Source organism: Curtobacterium sp. MCLR17_051, from assembly GCF_003234395.1.
In the GTDB taxonomy this organism is placed as follows: Bacteria; Actinomycetota; Actinomycetes; order Actinomycetales; family Microbacteriaceae; genus Curtobacterium; species Curtobacterium flaccumfaciens.
The window spans coordinates 107,133-123,572 of sequence record NZ_QKTA01000011.1 but is presented as its reverse complement, the minus strand read 5'-3'; the positions used below and the strand labels follow the sequence as shown (position 1 = coordinate 123,572).

Genomic DNA, 16,440 nt, shown 5'->3' with positions numbered 1-16,440 from the left:
CGCCCGCGCCTCCCGCCGCGCCACCGCCCGCGGATCCACCGCGAACACCGCCGCCACGATCGTCAGCACCGCGTACACCCCGAGGTACCCGCACAGGATCCACGGCGAGCCACCCCCGAGCTGCACGAACACCGCGGCCAGCAGCGGCGTCAGCCCCACCGAGAAGATCGACCCGATCTGGTACCCGAGCGACATCCCCGAGTACCGCCGTCCGGTCGGGAACTGCTCCGCGAACCACGCCGCCTGCGGCCCGTAGATGCTGTCGTGGAACACGCACATCCCGATCAGCGCCACGAGCGGCAGCAGCACGAGCGGCCCGGCGTCGAGGAACGCGAAGAACGGCCAGATGAGCACCGCGATGCCCACCGCCGACCAGATGGTGAGCACCCGCCGCCCGACCCGGTCCGACAGCCACCCCCAGAACGGCGTCGACACGAGCGACACCGCCGAGATCACGAGCACGGCCTGCAGCCCGGCGACCGAGCCCGATGGCCCCCGCACGTTGCCGAGGTACGTCAGCGAGTACGTCGTCAGGATCGAGTACAGCGCCGGCTGCACGAGGCGCAGGCCCGCCGTCACCAGGATCGACCGCGGGTGCTGCCGGATCGCCTGCCACACCGGGAACCGCTCGACCCCACCCGAGGCGCGCAGCTCCTGGAACACCGGGGCGTCCTGCACACCGAGCCGGATGACGAGCCCGACCGCCACGATCACCGCCGAGAACAGGAACGGCAGCCGCCAGCCCCAGGCCAGGAACGCCTCGGTGCCGAGCAGCGACCGCACGAGCGTGAAGACCCCGGTCGCCAGGAGCATCCCACCGGCCGACCCCATCTGCGTGAACGCCCCGAACAGCCCCCGGTGCCGCTCCGGCGCGTGCTCGACGGACAGCAGCGCCGAGCCGCCCCACTCCGCACCGGCCGCGACGCCCTGCAGCAGCCGCAGGAACACGAGCGCCACGACGGCGCCGACCCCGATGGTCGCGGCCGACGGGATGACCCCGATCAACGTCGACGCGATGCCCATCAGCACCAGCGACGCGACGAGCAGCTTCTTCCGCCCGATCCGGTCACCCAGGTGGCCGGCGATCACGCCGCCGAGCGGCCGCGCCACGAACCCGACGCCGTAGGTCGCGAACGACGCGATGACCCCGACCGCCGGCGTCACGGACGGGAAGAACGTCGGCGCGAACACCAGCGCCGAGGCCGTCGCGTAGAGGTAGAAGTCGTAGTACTCGACGGTCGTCCCGACGAACGACGCGAGGGCGACCCGACGACGGGTCGCGCTGGTCGACGGTGCAGCGGGACGGCCTGGAGGCGCGGTGAGGGTGGTCTGGCTCGGCATGCCTCAGGAGCATGGTCGCGTCCAGGGCCGCGGGGAACACCGCGCGTAACGGGAGGTCACGTCGCTGTCGTCGGGCGGTGCCCGCCGACCACGATGGGACGCATGAGCGATGCACCGAACCGCCCGCTGCGCTTCGCGGCCTTCGTCATGAACACGACCTCGCACATCCAGCACGGCCTGTGGCGGCACCCCGACGCCCGGCAGGCGGACTTCGACGACGTGACGCTGTGGACCGATCTGGCGAGGACCCTCGAGCGCGGCAAGTTCGACGCGATGTTCTTCGCCGACGTCGTCGGGACCTACGGCCCCGGTCGCGGCGACTACTCGACCAACCTGCGCGAGGGGCTGCAGATCCCCTCGAACGACCCCTCCGTGCTGCTCTCCGCGCTCGCCGTGTCGACCGAGCACCTCGGGCTCGCGTTCACCTCGAGCGTCATCCAGGCGCACCCGTTCGACTTCGCCCGCAAGGTCTCCACGCTCGACCACATCACCCGGGGCCGCATCGGCTGGAACGTCGTCACGAGCGCCCTCGACAGCGCCGCCCGGAACTTCGGCGCCGACCGGCTCGAGGAGCACGACGAGCGCTACGTCTGGGCCGAGGAGTACCTCGAGGTCTGCGCGAAGCTCTGGGAGGGCTCGTGGGAGGACGGCGCCGTGCTGAAGGACCCGGTCCGTGGCTACACCGACCCCGACAGGGTGCACCGCATCGACCACCACGGCAAGCGCTACGACGTGCAGGGCCCGCACCTGTCGGCACCGTCGCCGCAGCGGACCCCGGTGCTGTTCCAGGCCGGGTCGTCGCCGGCGGGCCGTGCCTTCGCCGCCCGCAACGCCGAGGCCCAGTTCATCCTGACCTCGAACCGGGACGCCACCGAACAGCTCATCCGCGAGACCCGTGACCTGGCCGAGGCCGCCGGTCGCCAGCGGGACGACATCGCGTTCTTCCTCGGCCTGACCTTCGTCACCGGCTCCACCGAAGCCGAGGCCAAGGCCAAGGAGGCGGAGATCGACGAGTACCTGGCCGCCGACGGGTTCCTGGTGCACTCGAACCTCGGCTTCGACCCGGACACCGGCGAGCCCCTCGACCCGGACACCCCGCTGTCCGAGGTCCGCACCCACGCCGGACAGTCGCACCTGCAGTGGCTCCGCGAGGCCGCCGGGGACCGCGAACCGACCATCGCCGACCTCGCCCGGCTGTCCGCGAAGCTCCGCGCCCGGGTCGTCGGGACGCCGGAGCAGATCGCCGACGAGCTCGCCGACTGGCAGCGGGTGGGCGTGGACGGCGTCAACGTCATCAACTGGACGCTCCCCGGCTCGTACGAGGAGTTCGTCGACCACATCGCGCCGACCCTGCAGGAGCGCGGACTGATGCAGTCCGAGTACCGCGATGGCACCCTGCGCGAGAAGCTCTTCGGCCACGCGCAGCTGCCGGACTCGCACCCCGCCCGGCAGTGGCGCGGGGCGTTCTCGGGCGGCGCCGGCGCGACCGTGGCGCGCGACGCGGTGGAGGTGCCCGCATGACGGACGCGACGACGATCGACGGACGCGTGACGGGCCTCCCGGCCGACCGTCTGGCGACCCTGCGCGAACGCTTCGCGCCCGTGTTCGCGACCATCCGCGACGGCGCGGTCGAGCGTGAGCTCGCGTCCGGGAGGCCCGGTGACCGGCCGCTGCCGCACGCCGAGGTCCGGGCGCTCGCCGACGCGGGGTTCGGGCGGCTGCGCGTGCCGGAGGACCGCGGCGGCTTCGGCGTGACGCTGGTCGAACTCGCGCACCTGGTGGCGGACCTGGCGGCGGCGGACTCGAACATCGCGCACCTGTGGCGTGGGCACTTCGGGTACACCGAGCTGGTGCTGCTGCGGCCGTCGTCCGGCGGCCGGGACGAGTGGCTCCAGCGCATCGTCGACGGAGCGATCATCGGGAACGCGACCTCGGAGCGGACCGGGACGACCCTGGCCGACATCTCGACGACGGTGACGCCGGCTGGTGGTTCCCTCCGCCTCGACGGGCGGAAGTTCTACTCGACCGGCACGCTCTACGCGGACTGGATCTACCTGGCGGCGGACCGTGACGGGGAGCGCGTGACGTTCGCCGTCGACGCCTCCGCGCCGGGTGTGACGAGCATCGACGACTGGGACGGGTTCGGGCAGCGGTTGACCGCCTCCGGCACGACCGTGTTCGACGGGGTGTCGGTCGACCCGTCGGTGGTGTCGGCGTACCGGGACGCCCCGCTGTCGCACATCCAGGCCTTCTACCAGCTGTACCTGCTGGCGGTCCTCGCCGGGATCGGGCAGGCCGTGTCCGACGACGCCGTGGCCTTCGTGCGGCCACGGACCCGCACGTACATCCACGCCAACGCGGCCGTGCCGGCGGAGGACCCGCAGGTGCTCTCGGTGCTCGGGCGGCTGTCGGCCGGGGCGTTCACCGCCCGGTCACTCGTCGTCGCCGCCGCGGGGCTGCTCGACGGGGTCGTCGCGACGAACGAGCCCGGGGTCGGCGTCGACCGCGTGGTGCTCGACGCGGCCGAGAACGCCGTGTACCAGGCGCAGGTCGAGATCGGGCCGCGGGTGCTGCGGTCGGCGTCCGAGTTGTTCGAGGTCGGCGGGGCGTCCGCGGCCGACCGGACGCGTGGGCTGGACCGGCACTGGCGGAACGCCCGGGTGGTGGCGTCGCACAACCCGGCGGTCTACAAGGAGCGGCTGGTGGGGGAGTACGCGCTGCACGGGCGGGGGCCGGTGGGGGCGTGGGAGAAGTACCACGTGGTGGGGCCGACGCGGTTCTGAGGTGCGGGCGGGTGCGCGCGCGTCGCTGCCGCTACGCCCAGCCGAGCTCGTGCAGCCGCTCGTCGTCGATGCCGTAGAAGTGGCCGATCTCGTGCACGAGGGTGGTGTGCACCTCGTCCTTGAGCTCCTCGACGGTGTCGCACTCGGCCAGGTGCTGCTTGCGGAACACCACGATGCGGTCGGGCAGCTCGCCGAAGCCGTACTGCCCTCGCTCGGTGGCCGCGATGCCGTCGTACACGCCGAAGAGCTCTTCGCCGTTCTCCGGTTCGTCCTCGACGACGAACACCACGTTGTCGAGCCCGTCGACCATCTCGTCGGGGAGCAGGTCGAGTTCGTCGGTCACGAGTTGCTCGAACGCGTCGGCGGACATCTCCATCACGGGTGGATCGTCCCACATCGCGCTGACCACCCGCGGCGAAGCCGCACGGCGCCGGAGCCGCCCAGAAAAACACTGAGGGAGAGCCCCGGTTGCGTCACACGCAACAGGACTCTCCCTCGACTGGGGTGAATAACGGGTCTCGAACCCGCGACCTCCTAGACCACAACCAGGCGCTCTACCAACTGAGCTATATCCACCATGTTCGAACCAGCGGACCGGCGCGACCACTCAATAGTAGTACATGCGGGACGGGGTGCGGACCACCCGTGTCGCTACTCGGCCGCGGGCTGCGCCAGCCGTGACTCCCACTTCGCCACGACGTCGGCCTGCACGGCACGCACGTCGTCGGTGCTCGGGCCGGGCTCGGCGACGAAGCCGGCGCGGCGGTAGTACTCGAGTTCGCGGATCGACTCGAGGATGTCCGCGAGGGCCCGGTGCCCACCGTGCTTCTCCGGTGCGTTGAAGTACACGCGGGGGAACCAGCGGCGGCAGAGCTCCTTGATGCTCGACACGTCGACGCTGCGGTAGTGCAGGTGCCCGTCGACCCGCGGCATGTACTTCGACAGGAACGCGCGGTCGGTGCCGATCGTGTTGCCGGCCAGGGGTGCGGAGCCCTCGGCGGGGACGTGCTGGAGGATGTACTCGAGCACCTGGTACTCGGCGTCCGCCAGGCTCACGCCGTTCGGGATCTCCTCGAGGAGCCCCGAGGTGACGTGCATGTTCGTCACGAACTCGTTCATGTTGTCGAGCGCGGACTGGTCCGGCTTGATGACGATGTCGAAGCCGGGGTGCACGGGCTCGAGGTCGAAGTCGGTGATGACCACGGCCACCTCGACGAGTTCGTCGACCTCGAGGTCGAGGCCGGTCATCTCGCAGTCGATCCAGACGAGGCGGTCATTCGCGGTTGCCATGTCCCCGATCCTATTCCCGCCCCGCGTGCGTCCCGTACGTGCCGCTGCGCCCGCCCACGCGTGCCCGCCCGTTCCGTGCGCGGGCGAAATGCCGAGGTCGCCCTGCAGACGCACCCGGACATTCCGCCCGCTCGTCCGGGACGCGAGCCGCACGCGGTATAGGCGACCGCCTGGAGGCCCGGGGCGACCCCGGCAAGCAGCCCCGCGCCTCCAGGCGGTCGCCCTCCACCCCGCCTGCCGCGCCGATCCCGCCTCATCGCCACGAACGGGCGAAATGCCGCGGTTGCCCTACGTAGGGACCGCGGTATTCCGCCCGCTCGCCGACTTCGGTTGCGCTGCGGTCGCGGCTCCGCCCGCCCGCGTCCAGCCGAGCGGGCGAAATGCCGCGGTCGCCCTGCGGACGGACCCGGATGTTTCGCCCGCTCGTCCGCGACGCGAACCGCGAGCGCCGCAAAGCGACCGCCTGGAGGCCCGTGGCGACCCCGGCAGGCCGACCCGCGCCTCCCGGCAGTCGCCCTCCACCCCGCCTGCCGCACGGTTCTGGCGAGCCCCGCACGAGCGGGCGAAATGCCGGAGTCGCTCCGCGGTCGAGGCCGGGTATTTCGCCCGCTCGCGGGTGGAGCGTGGAACGAGGGGCGAGCGAGCGCACGCGCGGACGCACGAACGGGCGAAATGCCGGGGTGCCCACGGGGGACACTCCGGCATTTCGCCCGTTCGTGGAGAAGTGGGGAAGGGGGAAGGCCCCCACCGCGCGCCTCGGCGACTAAGCCATGTCGCCGGCGGTGATGGCCTCGGCCTCGACGCGCTCCGGCTCGGGACCGTCGTCGACGCGGCGCAGGACCCTGGTGGTGCAGAGGATCACGACGAAGGCGACCGCGACGGAAGCACCCGCGAACACGTACGCCGCCGAGGGGGAGTACGCGTCGGCGAGCAGGGTCGCGACAGGCGGGGCGATGGCGCCGCCGATGAAGCGGACGGCGGAGTAGGCGCTCGAGGCGACGGAGCGGGGGAGGTCGGTGGCCTCCATGACGCACTCGGTGAGCACGGTGTTCAGGACACCGAGCACGAGGCCGCCGATGACGACGCAGATGATCAGGCCGACCTGGGACCGCACGACGAGGGCCGCGGCGAACAGGTCGAGCGCGAGCAAGGGCAGCGCGATCTTCAGCACCGTCGTCCTCCGGAGACGGGCGGTGAGCATCGGGGCGACCCACACGGACGTGATCGCGAGACCGACACCCCAGCCGAAGAACGTGAACCCGATGCCGAGCGCGCCGAAGCCGAGCGGGAACGGCGTGTACGCCAGCAGGACGAAGAAGCCGATGTTGTAGAACAGCGCGGTCGCGGCGAGGGCGGCGAGTGCCGGACGGGTCAGGGCGCGGAAGGGTGCGGAGAGCTTCGTCGGCGTGGGCTTCTCGAGGCTGCCGGTCTTCAGCAGGGCGACGATGGCGATGAACGCGACGGCCATCAGGGTCGTGACGCCGAAGAACGGGCCGCGCCAGCTCACCGAGCCGAGCAGACCTCCGACGAGGGGACCGACGGCGATGCCGAGGCCGAGCGCTGCCTCGTACAGGATGATCGCCGAGGCGGTGCCGCCGGACGCTGCTCCGACGATGGTCGCGAGCGCGGTGGAGATGAAGAGCGCGTTGCCGAGGCCCCAGCCGGCACGGAAGTCGATGATGCTCCACACGCTGTTCGACGTCGCGGCGAGCACCGAGAAGAGCACGATCAGGGCGAGTCCGATGAGCAGGGTGCGCTTCGCGCCGATGCGGCTGGAGACCCAGCTGGTGAAGAACATCGCGACACCGGTGACGGCGAGGTAGCTCGTGAAGAGCAGTTCGGTCTGCGCGGGGGTCGCCTTGAGGGACGCCGCGATCGCCGGGAGGATCGGGTCGACGAGCCCGATGCCCATGAACGCGACGACGCAGGCGAAGGCGATCGCCCAGACCGCGGACGACTGCTTGAGGATGGAGCCGGACTGGCCGGCGGGTGCGTGGGCGTTCACGCGGGGATCTCCGTTCCGTTGGGGGTTGTCCGGGTGCGCTGGGCGATCAGGTTCGCCGCGTGGTGCAGGACGTCCCAGTCGTCGTCGGTCAGGTCGGCGAACAACGGACCGACCGTGCTGGTGAGGGTGGAGCGCCAGGAAGCGAGCCGTTCGCGTCCGGCCTCGGTGAGTTCGATGAGCTGCCCGCGGGAGTCGTCCGGGTCGACGCTGCGGCTGACCAGGCCGTCGGCGAGCATGCCGGCGACGAGTCGGGTCATGGTGGGCTGCGCCACACGGGAGGCGGTGGCCAGCTCGCCGAGTCGCAGGGGTTCGTCGGTCTCGAGGATGCCGAGCGTGCGCCAGACCGCGGTGGACGTGGTGTTGCCCGTCGACTGGACGGCGCTGCGGATCAGGCGGTTGACGGAGACGAGGAGGGTCTCGATCGTCTGCTCGCGCGGTGTTTCCATAGCTGAACTATATAGCCATGCTATGCATGGCGCAACGACGGGCTCGACAGACTGCACCAGCCACCGCCTGGTAGAAGGGAGGCATGAGCGACATCACCATCCACGAAGGCGACGAGTACACCGCGATCTTCCACGGCGGCCCCTTCGACGGCACGACCGACACCCGCACCGCCACGAGCGACGCGCTGGACGACGAGGTCACGGTGTTCGCCGACGTCGAGGGCCTGCAGACGGCCTTCACCTACCGCGCCACCAAGTCCCGCCAGGTCCTCGACCAGATCTCGGTCGAGTTCACCTACGAGCCCGGCGAGTCCGACCCGGTCGACGACCTGCAGGACCGCGGCGACCGCAGCGGCGAGTTCGACCGGGAGTAGAACCCCCACCCGCCGCGTTGCAGGACCACATGCAGCTCGACCTCTGGACGTCCGCCTTCTGTGCGCCGTGTGCCGCCGCCCGCCGGGTGTCGGCCGAGGCGTCGGCGCTCGTCCCCGGGCTCACCGTGACCGAACGCGACGTGGCGGCACACCCCGACGACGCGGAAGACCTCGGTATCCGGTCCACGCCCACGATCATCGTGCGGCAGGACGACGGCACCGAGGTCTTCCGTTCACCCGGCGTCCCGACCCGTGACCAACTCCTGCTCGCGGTGGCCAAGGCGCTCTGAACGAGCCGCCGCCGCGGCCGGGGCAGCCGCCGCCGCAGCCGTCCCAGCGGCGGTCCCCGGCGCGGGCACAGCGGCCCGCGCCCCCGCACGCTGCGACGTCGGCGCCGCCACCACCACGGGCTCCGGCGGATCGACCAGCGCCCGCACGCGTCGCGCCAGCCGCTTCGCGCCCCGGATCGGCGCCCCGATGCCCAGTGCCACCAGCCCGAGCGGACTGTGATCGGCCCCACCGAGGGCGTTCTTCCGCTCCCACGCGCGGCGCAGCACCCCACCGCGACTCCGCCGTGCCGGTGCCCGGTCCACCAACGTGCCGGCGTCCCGTCGGGCCATGAGCTCCACGAGCCGGTGCTGCCAGTCGTCCTCCGAGGCCGGGTGGAAGTAGTTGTCCCGCATCCACTCCGGCCGGACGACACCGAACCGTCCGTCGACCAGGTCGACGGCGTCACCCTCGAGGCCGCTCCCCACGAACACCTCGTTGATCAGGTGCCGCCCGATCCCGAAGTCGGTCAGCGTGAGCGCGGGCACGCCTCGCGCCGCCGCCTCGAGCACCGCGGTCGAGCTGATCGTCACGAGCGCCACCGCCCGGTCGAGGTGCTCGGCCATCGGGCCGCTCTCGACCACGAGGTTGGTCGGCGCGTCCGCCGGCACCAGGTCCGGGTACGGGTGCTCCTCGCGGTGTGTCTGGTGCTCGCCTGCCGCGGCGCGCGTCTTGATGACGACGCGCCACTCCGGGTGCGCCCGCGCCGCGTTGACGAGCCACCGCACGACGAGGGCACGGTCGGCCCGCTCGAACGGCACACTCGGCTGCGCCGCGAAGACGACGGAGTCGCGGGCGGTCGCGCCGCTGGCTCCGACACCGCCGGTCGCGCCGGCGCCCCGCGCGAAGGGCAGCGTGGCGAGCGCGAAGTGCGGCTCGACCCCGCCCTCGCGCGCCATCTCCTCGTACGCGCGGACCTCACGATGGCTGTGCAGCACGAACAGGTCGGCTCGAGCGCGGAAGAAGATGCCCTTCCACTTCGACGGGAACGAGATCCCCGGCAGCCCCGACACCAGCACCGGCCGGTCCGGGATCCGCCGGTGCACCTCGTCGATCACGAGCTCGGCCACCGGTCCGATCAACGACACCAGGACGGCGTCCGGCGGGTCCTGTCGGAGCTCCTCGACGACGGCGTCGACGTCCTTCGGGGCGGGCGGTTCGCGGTGCAAGTGGGCGAGTCTGTGGTCGAGCCCGCGGAACGCCGACCGCAGCTGCTTCGGGCTCGCCGACCGCGGGGTCGCCACGGTGCGCAGCTCCAGGTCCCAGTCCGCCGGTGCGCTCGCCAGCAGGTGGGCGCCCCACTTCGCGAACGAGTCGGTGTCGACCAGGCCGACCACGCGTCGGACGCGTGGTGACGCGTCGGACGGGAGGGGCGCCTCCAGTCCGACTGTCGACCCACTGCCGTCAGCCGGCGCGTCCAGGGCGCTGGTCCCGTCGACCGGGCCGGTCACGCGCCGACGCGACGCAGCTTCGCGAGCGGTGCCTGCTCGCCGGCGGTCGGATGGGGACTGCATCCGCTCACGCGCCGACGCGACGCAGCTTCGCGAGCGGTGCCTGCTCGCCGGGGAAGATCCTCTTGACGCCGTCACCGAGGGCGGTCTCGATGATGCGGATGTCGCGGGCGAGCGTCTTCAGGCCGTGCGGCTCGAGCGATGCCGCGTGGTCGGAGCCCCACATCGTGCGGTCGAGCGTGATGTGGCGCTCGACGGCCGTGGCACCGAGGGCAACGGCGGCGATCGAGATCTGCAGGCCGGGCTCGTGGCCGGAGTACCCGACGGGGACGCCCGCGTAGCGGTGGGCGAGGGTGTCGATCATGCGGAGGTTCGCCTCCTCGGCCGGCAGCGGGTAGGTCGACGTCGCGTGCATGAGGACGAGGCGGTCGGTGCCGAGGGCCTCGACGGCGGCGTCGATCTGCTCGAGCGTGGACATGCCGGTCGACAGGATGACGGGCTTGCCGGTCGCGGCGACGGCGGCGAGCATGCCGAGGTCGGTGACGGACGCCGAGGCGATCTTGTACGCGACGACGTTGAGGTCCTCGAGGAAGTCGACCGACGGCTCGTCCCACGGCGACGCGAACCAGTCGAGCCCGCGAAGGGTCGCGTGGTCACCGATCTCGATGTACTGGTCACGGTCGAACTCGACGCGGTAGCGGTACTCCAGGTAGGTCATGTCGCCCCACGGGGTGCTGCGTGGGGTGTTCTTCATGTGCTCCGGCGTGGAGATCGCGGGGGTGCGCTTCTGGAACTTCACGGCCTGCAGGCCCGCGTCGGCAGCGACGTCGATGAGCTGCTTCGCGATGTCGACGTCGCCGTTGTGGTTGAGGCCGATCTCGCCGATGAGGTACGCGGGGTGGCCCGCGCCGATCGTGGACGTACCGATGGTGACGGTCATGGTGCTCCGTTCGGTGCGGGGGTGGCCCGCGTCGGGGATGGGTCTCGGGTCGTGGTGGGTGCGGGCGCCGGGGCGCCGACGCGCGTGTCGGTCAGCGCGCCGGGGGCTTCGGCGAGGGCTTCGGCGAGGGCCAGGTCGGCCTCGTCGTCGATGTCGATCGCGCCGGCACCGTCGACGACGGCCAGTTCGACGCGGCCGTGGAACCGGTGTCGGTTCTCGAGGAACCCCGCCGTCCGCATCACGTAGAAGGCGCCGGTCTCGCGGTACTCGGGCTCCCGGTCCTGCCGGCGGGACCTGGTCGCAGCGTCGTGGTTCACCGCCACCGCGGTGCCGTCCGGGGCGGTCCGCCACAGGAACGCGTGCGACGGCGTGGCGGCGAACACCGCGTCGGCGTGCCCGTCGATCACACGCGCGACGGCGGCGTCGAGGTCGGCCGGGTCGATGAACGGCGAGGTCGCCTGCAGGAAGACGAGGACCTCGGGCAACGGGGTGCTGATCGCGTCGAGGACGTGCAGCAGGGCTGACTCCGAGGACGCTTCGTCACCGGCGAGCTCGGCCGGACGGCGGACCACGGCGGCACCGGCGGCGACCGCCTCGGCAGCGATGGCGTCACCGTCGGTCGTGACGACGACCTCGTCGATGCGCGTGGCACGTCGTGCCGACTCGACCGCCCGACGGACCAGCGAACGGCCCGCGACCGTGCGGAGGTTCTTGCCGGGGATCCCCTTCGACCCGGCACGTGCGGGCACGACGGCGAGGACGGAACCGGTGGTGCGCATGCTCCGGACGCTACGAAGCGTGGGTGTCGCGGAGGGGAACGGGGAGCAGACGGCGGCCGACCGTTGGGCGACCGCCGGGTCCTGTCACGGCGACGCGGCGAGGCGCGCATCGAGCGTCCGGGGGCTGCTCGCCGCTACAATCGACGCTGCTCGCCTCCGTAGCTCAGTGGATAGAGCAGGTGGTTTCTACCCACCGTGCCGCGGGTTCGATTCCTGCCGGGGGCGCCGAAGACGAACAGGGCCGCCATCCTCTCCGGATGGCGGCCCTGTTCTCGTCGTGGGGGTGGTTACTCGTCGTCGTCCGCGGCGCGGCGTCGGAGTTCGGCGGCGCTGATCGGCTGCGTGTACGGCGCCTCCGACGTCTCGTTCGCGTCCGCGGGCTCGGCGGGGGCCTGGTTCAGACGCGTCGGGACGGACGTGGTGTTCGTCGCGCCGGGGGTGTCGACCCGGGGTGCCGATGCGGGCGGGACGTCGTTCGCGGGCGCCCGGTTGACGTGGGCGTCGGCCGCGGTGGGCGCCGCGACGGGGCGGTCGGACGAGGACGGACGGTCGTTCCGCGGTGCGCGGTCGGAGTCACCGAAGGCGCGGGTGGCGCTCGCGTCGCCGGACGCGCGAGTGGCGCTGGCGTCGCCGGACGCGCGGGTGGCGCTCGCGTCGCCGAAGGCCCGCGTGGCGCGGTCGTCGTCCACGACCTCGGTGTCGTCCGAGCCGCGGCCTTGGACGGAGCGGGCGGGCGAGGTCGGGGTGCCGAGTGCCGGACGGACCGGGGGTGCAGCCTCGTCGTCGCCGTAGACGCGGGTGGTGTTGTCACCGAAGGAGCGCGTGGCGTTCTGGTCGGCGCTGCCGCGGTTCGGGTTCGTGCCCGCGCCACGGTTCACGGAGAACGACGGGGTCGTCCCGCCGGCGGCACCGGCAGACGCAGCGGGCGCGGCAGCACCGGCTGTGGCAGCTGCCGCGGTCGGCGCCGGAGGAGTCGAGGGTGCGGACGCGGGGCGCTGGGCCGGACGCAGCGAGGTCGTCGTCGGGGTGGGACGCTCGGCGGGAGCGGCCGCAGCCGGAGCCGTTGCCGGGGCCGGTGTCTGCGCCTGCGTGCGCGGGGGCTCGGCCTGGTCGGCGTTCCAGTCCTGCTGGCGCTTGATCAGGTCGGCGTCGGGGTCCGGGGACTCGAACTTCCAGCGCTCGAGGTCGGCCTTGAAGAGCTTGCGCGCACGGCTCGGTCGCGCCTGCCAGTCGAGCAGGCGGTCACGGAACTCGGCGAGGGACTGGTCGGCCTGGAAGCTGAACGTCGACGAGTTCTTCTTGATGTCGGCGATCTCGTGCTGGGCCCAGTTGGCGGCCAGCGGCGCACCCTGCACGGGGAGCAGGCGCAGCCGGATGTCGGCGTCCTCGGCGAGGTGGTCAGCGTACGCACGCTCGTCGTGTCCGAGCGATCCCCATGCCGCTGCCTTGCGCGCAGCCGTCAGGATCGCGGCGACGGCCGCGTTCTTCGATTCCCGCTCCTGGAGCGCCACGACCCGCTTGGTCGCGCTGCGCCCGATGAGCGCCGCGATCACGCCCGCCACGACGATGGCGACGAAGGGGATCACAGCGCCCGAGAGCACCCGCCAACCCGTGTCGGACGAAGTCCAGTCGGTCAGGTCGTTCCACCAGTCCATGCGCGCACCATACCCACGGAACGGTCAGGCGTCGGGGAGGCCGGACGGCGTTCCGTGCATCCCGGTGCAGATGATTCCAATGTGGAACATCATGACCAGCGCAGGGTGTCCACGGCGTCGTCGGCGGACCACACGCTCGGCAGCTCGACGAACCGGCGCTCGGTCGCGACGTACCGGCGGGCACGGTAGGCGGTGTCGCCGGCGACGTCGATGCGGTCGACGTACCCGACGATCTCTCCGTTGGCCCGGGTGACCCGGCTCAGGTCGTCGCGGACGTCGAGGATGCGGTAGTCGCCCCGGGCTCGGGCCAGCGGGACGGTGCGGATCCGCAGTGCGGGTTCGGTGATGGTCTGCATCGCTGGCCTCCTGGTCGGTGTGGTGCCGACGCTACGGGGGACCACCGACACGCCGAGGGGCAACGTCCGATCTGGGGAACAGGGTCCCCGCGCACACTGTTGTGGAGGAACGACGGGGCTGCACGGGCAGCCCGGAGAGAGGTTGTGGCCATGACCACGTTCGTGCTCGCAGGTGGATGTTTCTGGTGTCTCGACGCCGTGTACCGCACGCTCCAGGGTGTGCAGGACGTGGTGTCGGGCTACGTCGGCGGACAGGTCGAGGACCCCTCGTACGAACTGGTGTGCACCGGGACGACGGGCCACGCCGAGGCGGTCGCGGTGACGTTCGACGAGTCGGTGATCCCGGCTGACGTGATCCTCGACGTCTTCTTCACGCTGCACGACCCCCGGCAGCTGAACCGCCAGGGGGCCGACGTCGGCACGCAGTACCGCTCGGCGATGTTCCCGGCCGACGACACGCAGCGCGAGCTGTTCGAGCGCGCCATCGAGCGGGCGTCGGACATCTGGGACGGCGGCATCGTCACCACCATCGAGCCGCTCTCGACGTTCTGGACGGCAGAGGACTACCACCAGGACTTCTTCGCGAAGAACCCCGGACAGGGCTACTGCCTCGCAGTCGCGCTGCCCAAGGTGAACAAGGTGCGGAAGGCCTACAGTCAGTACATCCTGGCGTCCTGACCCCGGGGCGGCAGGGCCACGAGGAGGTGGTTCGAACATGACGGACAACACGGGAACCTGGGTCGCGATCGGTCCGGCCGGAGCAGTGGGCAGCATCCACCGCGCGGTGGACGGGTTCCAGGTCGAGCTCTACGGACGACGACGAGCAGGCGGGCCGTACCCGTCCCTCGAGTCCGCAAAGGGCGCGGTCCACGCCGCGCTCGGACCGTTGGCCGCCCGGCCCGAGTTCCGAGCGCACTGACCGGGTCCGGACAGGAGGCTCGGGGGACTCGTCCTCCACAGGTCACCTGATCGGGTCCACACGCCACAGATCGAGCCCGGGGTCGCTGACGCGGCCCCGGGCTCCGTGACGATCGACGCATGAACGACATCATCACCGTCTGCGGAATCGTCGCCACCGAGCCCCGGCACCTCGTCACCGAGACCGGCATCGCCATCACGAGTCTCCGACTCGCCTCACCCTCTCGTCGCTGGGACCGGGCGACCGCCGCCTGGGTCAACGGCGCCACCAACTGGTACACCGTCACGGCGTTCCGGTCGCTCGCGTCGAACGTGTACAAGTCCCTGAAGAAGGGCGACCGGATCGTCGTCGCCGGACGGGTCCGCATCCGCACGTGGGAACGCGACGGTCGCGGCGGGACCTCGGTCGAGATCGACGCCGACGGAATCGGCCACGACCTGGCGTGGGGGATCAGCAACTGGCTGCGGGTGCCGCGGCAGGTCGGCGACGGCGCCTCGGGGCAGGGTGGTCTGCGCGGGGTGGACCCCCGCACCGGCGAGGTCCGCGACCCCGTGGGGCACGGCGCCGGTCACGGCTCCGACCACGGGGCGGAGCCGGACGGTTCGCACGACCACGCACCGGCGACCGAGCACGGTCCGGACGGTGACGGCGACGTCGACGGGGTCCACGGGGCACCGCCGCCCGGCGACGGCGAGGAGCCCGCGGGGCCGTCCGAGCACGTCCTCGAACAGGACGCCGCCCCCTGGGACCCCGCGCCGCCCCTCGACGACCACGCCCACGACGCCGAAGCGGCCTGACCCGCACGCCGACCGGAGTCGGGGTGCGGGTCAGGCCGCCGGGGACGTGTGCGGTTCACCGCGTCGCGTCGGTCACCACTTCTGGGCGATCATCCCGATGCCGGAGACCTGGGCGGTGTCCCAGTTGCCGCCGCGGGGCAGCCCGGTCACGCGGCCGTCGATCTTGAAGCTGGCGCCCTGCACCCGCGGGCTGTTCGTCTGCTTCGCCTTCAGTCCGTGGAACGAGAAACTCGTGTCCCACTTGCCGTTCAGGCCGGTGTTCGACTTGCGGTCGCCGACCGTGATGCGGGTGTTCTGCACCGTCGAGTGCACGACGTCACCGTTCAGGCGGGCGTTGGCCTCGGCGTTGAAGAACAGGCGACCGTCGAGGTTGAGCTTGAGGGTGCCGATCGTCTTGTGGTTCACGATCATCGTCGCGACATCGTTCTTGTACCAGCGCATGCCGATGGGCGTGAGCTTGTTGGTGGCCGGGCCGAGGTAGCCGTAGGTGAACTTGCCGTTCTGCACGCGCTCCCAGATGTAGCGCGGCTTGCCCTTGCTCTGCGGGGAGCCCTTGTCCGACTGGATCCCGAACGCGTAGGCGTTGTTGTGGGCGTCGTGCACGTTGATGTACGACGAGTACCCGGTGCCCGTGCCGTTGGCGCTGATGCTCGCCGTGTACAGCAGGTAGGGGCTGCCCTTCGGCACGGCACCGGCGGCCGATGCCGGCGACACCGGGGCGATGAGCGCGACGGTGAGCGCGATCGCTCCGACGAAGGGGAGCGCGAGGCGGCGGAGCCGCGACGGGGTCGTGGTCGTGTGCGTGGTCATGGTCCTCGTCCTGTCCGTGGTCCTGATCCTGGTCCTCGTCGTGGTGGGCGACGGGCCCGAGGTAGCGGGGTGAGGCCAAGCTACGTCGTCCGTGTCGCGAACAACAGGCCTGTTCGTACAGGTGCGGGAAGCGGCGATCCGGCGTCGGGCGAGCGGTGCTCCGGCGG

18 protein-coding genes and 2 tRNA genes are annotated in these 16,440 nt (G+C 71.7%); 8 read left to right on the top strand and 12 right to left on the bottom strand.

All coding sequences use genetic code 11. The features are described 5' to 3' along the window. Positions 1 to 1,341 (bottom strand): MFS transporter (locus tag DEJ06_RS11065; protein WP_111039308.1); only part of this gene is annotated, 1,341 nt, incomplete at its 3' end. Between the two features lie 102 nt (positions 1,342 to 1,443). On the opposite strand from DEJ06_RS11065, the gene DEJ06_RS11060 reads away from it, so the two are divergent. After that, the gene (locus DEJ06_RS11060; protein ID WP_111039307.1) at positions 1,444 to 2,862 is read left to right on the top strand and encodes an LLM class flavin-dependent oxidoreductase; all 1,419 of its coding nucleotides are present in this window, start codon (positions 1,444 to 1,446) and stop codon (positions 2,860 to 2,862) included. Continuing rightward, positions 2,859 to 4,124, top strand: a complete 1,266-nt coding sequence (locus tag DEJ06_RS11055; RefSeq protein ID WP_111039306.1) for an acyl-CoA dehydrogenase family protein — start codon at positions 2,859 to 2,861, stop codon at positions 4,122 to 4,124. Before DEJ06_RS11060 ends, DEJ06_RS11055 begins: the two co-directional genes overlap by 4 nt. A gap of 31 nt (positions 4,125 to 4,155) precedes the next feature. Here the strand turns inward: DEJ06_RS11055 and DEJ06_RS11050 are convergent, their stop codons facing one another. The 5 genes from DEJ06_RS11050 to DEJ06_RS11030 all read right to left on the bottom strand — a co-directional run bounded on the left by DEJ06_RS11050 (position 4,156) and on the right by DEJ06_RS11030 (position 7,865). Continuing rightward, entirely contained in the window at positions 4,156 to 4,500 is a 345-nt protein-coding gene (locus DEJ06_RS11050) for a metallopeptidase family protein (protein WP_035807616.1), read from the bottom strand. A gap of 124 nt (positions 4,501 to 4,624) precedes the next feature. Further along, positions 4,625 to 4,700, bottom strand: a tRNA-His gene (locus tag DEJ06_RS11045). 75 nt (positions 4,701 to 4,775) lie between these two features. Further along, positions 4,776 to 5,414: an oligoribonuclease gene (gene orn / locus DEJ06_RS11040; protein WP_027464644.1), complete on the bottom strand. Its 639-nt coding sequence runs from the start codon at positions 5,412 to 5,414 to the stop codon at positions 4,776 to 4,778. Positions 5,415 to 6,177: 763 nt separating this feature from the next. Beyond that, positions 6,178 to 7,419, bottom strand: coding sequence for an MFS transporter (locus DEJ06_RS11035; protein ID WP_111033439.1), 1,242 nt, complete (start codon positions 7,417 to 7,419; stop codon positions 6,178 to 6,180). Beyond that, the gene (locus tag DEJ06_RS11030; RefSeq protein ID WP_111024208.1) at positions 7,416 to 7,865 is read right to left on the bottom strand and encodes a MarR family winged helix-turn-helix transcriptional regulator; all 450 of its coding nucleotides are present in this window, start codon (positions 7,863 to 7,865) and stop codon (positions 7,416 to 7,418) included. The genes DEJ06_RS11035 and DEJ06_RS11030 overlap by 4 nt, the downstream gene beginning before the upstream one ends. A gap of 83 nt (positions 7,866 to 7,948) precedes the next feature. On the opposite strand from DEJ06_RS11030, the gene DEJ06_RS11025 reads away from it, so the two are divergent. Together DEJ06_RS11025 and DEJ06_RS11020 are read left to right on the top strand one after the other, a co-directional pair. Beyond that, a complete protein-coding gene (locus DEJ06_RS11025; RefSeq protein ID WP_071405508.1) occupies positions 7,949 to 8,239 on the top strand; it encodes a hypothetical protein in 291 nt (96 codons plus the stop codon). Between the two features lie 29 nt (positions 8,240 to 8,268). Continuing rightward, a complete protein-coding gene (locus tag DEJ06_RS11020) occupies positions 8,269 to 8,529 on the top strand; it encodes a thioredoxin family protein (protein WP_027464648.1) in 261 nt (86 codons plus the stop codon). On the opposite strand, the gene DEJ06_RS11015 is transcribed toward DEJ06_RS11020, so the two are convergent. From DEJ06_RS11015 to DEJ06_RS11005, 3 genes are all read right to left on the bottom strand, one after another. Then, positions 8,473 to 10,017 (bottom strand): DUF6716 putative glycosyltransferase, encoded by a 1,545-nt coding sequence (locus DEJ06_RS11015; RefSeq protein ID WP_146245836.1) that lies wholly within the window; start codon positions 10,015 to 10,017, stop codon positions 8,473 to 8,475. The two genes, DEJ06_RS11020 and DEJ06_RS11015, sit on opposite strands and share 57 nt — an antisense overlap. A gap of 67 nt (positions 10,018 to 10,084) precedes the next feature. Further along, the gene (locus DEJ06_RS11010) at positions 10,085 to 10,957 is read right to left on the bottom strand and encodes an N-acetylneuraminate synthase family protein (RefSeq protein ID WP_071405510.1); all 873 of its coding nucleotides are present in this window, start codon (positions 10,955 to 10,957) and stop codon (positions 10,085 to 10,087) included. Beyond that, the gene (locus DEJ06_RS11005) at positions 10,954 to 11,736 is read right to left on the bottom strand and encodes a cytidylyltransferase domain-containing protein (protein ID WP_111039303.1); all 783 of its coding nucleotides are present in this window, start codon (positions 11,734 to 11,736) and stop codon (positions 10,954 to 10,956) included. Before DEJ06_RS11005 ends, DEJ06_RS11010 begins: the two co-directional genes overlap by 4 nt. Positions 11,737 to 11,888: 152 nt before the next feature. On the opposite strand from DEJ06_RS11005, the gene DEJ06_RS11000 reads away from it, so the two are divergent. Beyond that, a tRNA-Arg gene (locus DEJ06_RS11000) sits at positions 11,889 to 11,961 on the top strand. Positions 11,962 to 12,023: 62 nt separating this feature from the next. On the opposite strand, the gene DEJ06_RS10995 is transcribed toward DEJ06_RS11000, so the two are convergent. Together DEJ06_RS10995 and DEJ06_RS10990 are read right to left on the bottom strand one after the other, a co-directional pair. Further along, a complete protein-coding gene (locus DEJ06_RS10995; protein WP_111039302.1) occupies positions 12,024 to 13,391 on the bottom strand; it encodes a hypothetical protein in 1,368 nt (455 codons plus the stop codon). A gap of 89 nt (positions 13,392 to 13,480) precedes the next feature. Further along, complete coding sequence (locus DEJ06_RS10990) at positions 13,481 to 13,747, bottom strand: hypothetical protein (protein WP_017886047.1); 267 nt, start codon at positions 13,745 to 13,747, stop codon at positions 13,481 to 13,483. Between the two features lie 150 nt (positions 13,748 to 13,897). On the opposite strand from DEJ06_RS10990, the gene msrA reads away from it, so the two are divergent. The 3 genes from msrA to DEJ06_RS10975 all read left to right on the top strand — a co-directional run bounded on the left by msrA (position 13,898) and on the right by DEJ06_RS10975 (position 15,463). Beyond that, on the top strand, positions 13,898 to 14,425 hold the full coding sequence (msrA, locus tag DEJ06_RS10985) for a peptide-methionine (S)-S-oxide reductase MsrA (RefSeq protein WP_111039318.1): 528 nt from the start codon (positions 13,898 to 13,900) through the stop codon (positions 14,423 to 14,425). A 37-nt stretch (positions 14,426 to 14,462) separates the two neighbouring features. Beyond that, positions 14,463 to 14,666, top strand: coding sequence for a methyltransferase (locus tag DEJ06_RS10980; protein ID WP_111039301.1), 204 nt, complete (start codon positions 14,463 to 14,465; stop codon positions 14,664 to 14,666). A gap of 119 nt (positions 14,667 to 14,785) precedes the next feature. Further along, positions 14,786 to 15,463: a single-stranded DNA-binding protein gene (locus DEJ06_RS10975; protein WP_111039300.1), complete on the top strand. Its 678-nt coding sequence runs from the start codon at positions 14,786 to 14,788 to the stop codon at positions 15,461 to 15,463. Between the two features lie 72 nt (positions 15,464 to 15,535). Here DEJ06_RS10975 and DEJ06_RS10970 read toward each other — a convergent pair whose 3' ends face one another. Next, positions 15,536 to 16,273 carry a hypothetical protein gene (locus tag DEJ06_RS10970; RefSeq protein WP_111030562.1) on the bottom strand — a complete coding sequence of 246 codons (738 nt, stop codon included), beginning with the start codon at positions 16,271 to 16,273 and terminating at the stop codon, positions 15,536 to 15,538. Positions 16,274 to 16,440: the final 167 nt, after the last annotated feature.

Excerpts from the sequence above, each read along its gene's own strand:
- DEJ06_RS11060 (WP_111039307.1), top strand. The coding sequence starts at position 1,444 with ATGAGCGATGCACCGAACCGCCCGCTGCGCTTCGCGGCCTTCGTCATG.
- DEJ06_RS11055 (WP_111039306.1), top strand. The coding sequence starts at position 2,859 with ATGACGGACGCGACGACGATCGACGGACGCGTGACGGGCCTCCCGGCC.
- DEJ06_RS11050 (WP_035807616.1), bottom strand. The coding sequence starts at position 4,500 with ATGGAGATGTCCGCCGACGCGTTCGAGCAACTCGTGACCGACGAACTC.
- orn (WP_027464644.1), bottom strand. The coding sequence starts at position 5,414 with ATGGCAACCGCGAATGACCGCCTCGTCTGGATCGACTGCGAGATGACC.
- DEJ06_RS11030 (WP_111024208.1), bottom strand. The coding sequence starts at position 7,865 with ATGGAAACACCGCGCGAGCAGACGATCGAGACCCTCCTCGTCTCCGTC.
- DEJ06_RS11025 (WP_071405508.1), top strand. The coding sequence starts at position 7,949 with ATGAGCGACATCACCATCCACGAAGGCGACGAGTACACCGCGATCTTC.
- DEJ06_RS11020 (WP_027464648.1), top strand. The coding sequence starts at position 8,269 with ATGCAGCTCGACCTCTGGACGTCCGCCTTCTGTGCGCCGTGTGCCGCC.
- DEJ06_RS11010 (WP_071405510.1), bottom strand. The coding sequence starts at position 10,957 with ATGACCGTCACCATCGGTACGTCCACGATCGGCGCGGGCCACCCCGCG.
- DEJ06_RS11005 (WP_111039303.1), bottom strand. The coding sequence starts at position 11,736 with ATGCGCACCACCGGTTCCGTCCTCGCCGTCGTGCCCGCACGTGCCGGG.
- DEJ06_RS10995 (WP_111039302.1), bottom strand. The coding sequence starts at position 13,391 with ATGGACTGGTGGAACGACCTGACCGACTGGACTTCGTCCGACACGGGT.
- DEJ06_RS10990 (WP_017886047.1), bottom strand. The coding sequence starts at position 13,747 with ATGCAGACCATCACCGAACCCGCACTGCGGATCCGCACCGTCCCGCTG.
- msrA (WP_111039318.1), top strand. The coding sequence starts at position 13,898 with ATGACCACGTTCGTGCTCGCAGGTGGATGTTTCTGGTGTCTCGACGCC.
- DEJ06_RS10980 (WP_111039301.1), top strand. The coding sequence starts at position 14,463 with ATGACGGACAACACGGGAACCTGGGTCGCGATCGGTCCGGCCGGAGCA.
- DEJ06_RS10975 (WP_111039300.1), top strand. The coding sequence starts at position 14,786 with ATGAACGACATCATCACCGTCTGCGGAATCGTCGCCACCGAGCCCCGG.
- DEJ06_RS10970 (WP_111030562.1), bottom strand. The coding sequence starts at position 16,273 with ATGACCACGCACACGACCACGACCCCGTCGCGGCTCCGCCGCCTCGCG.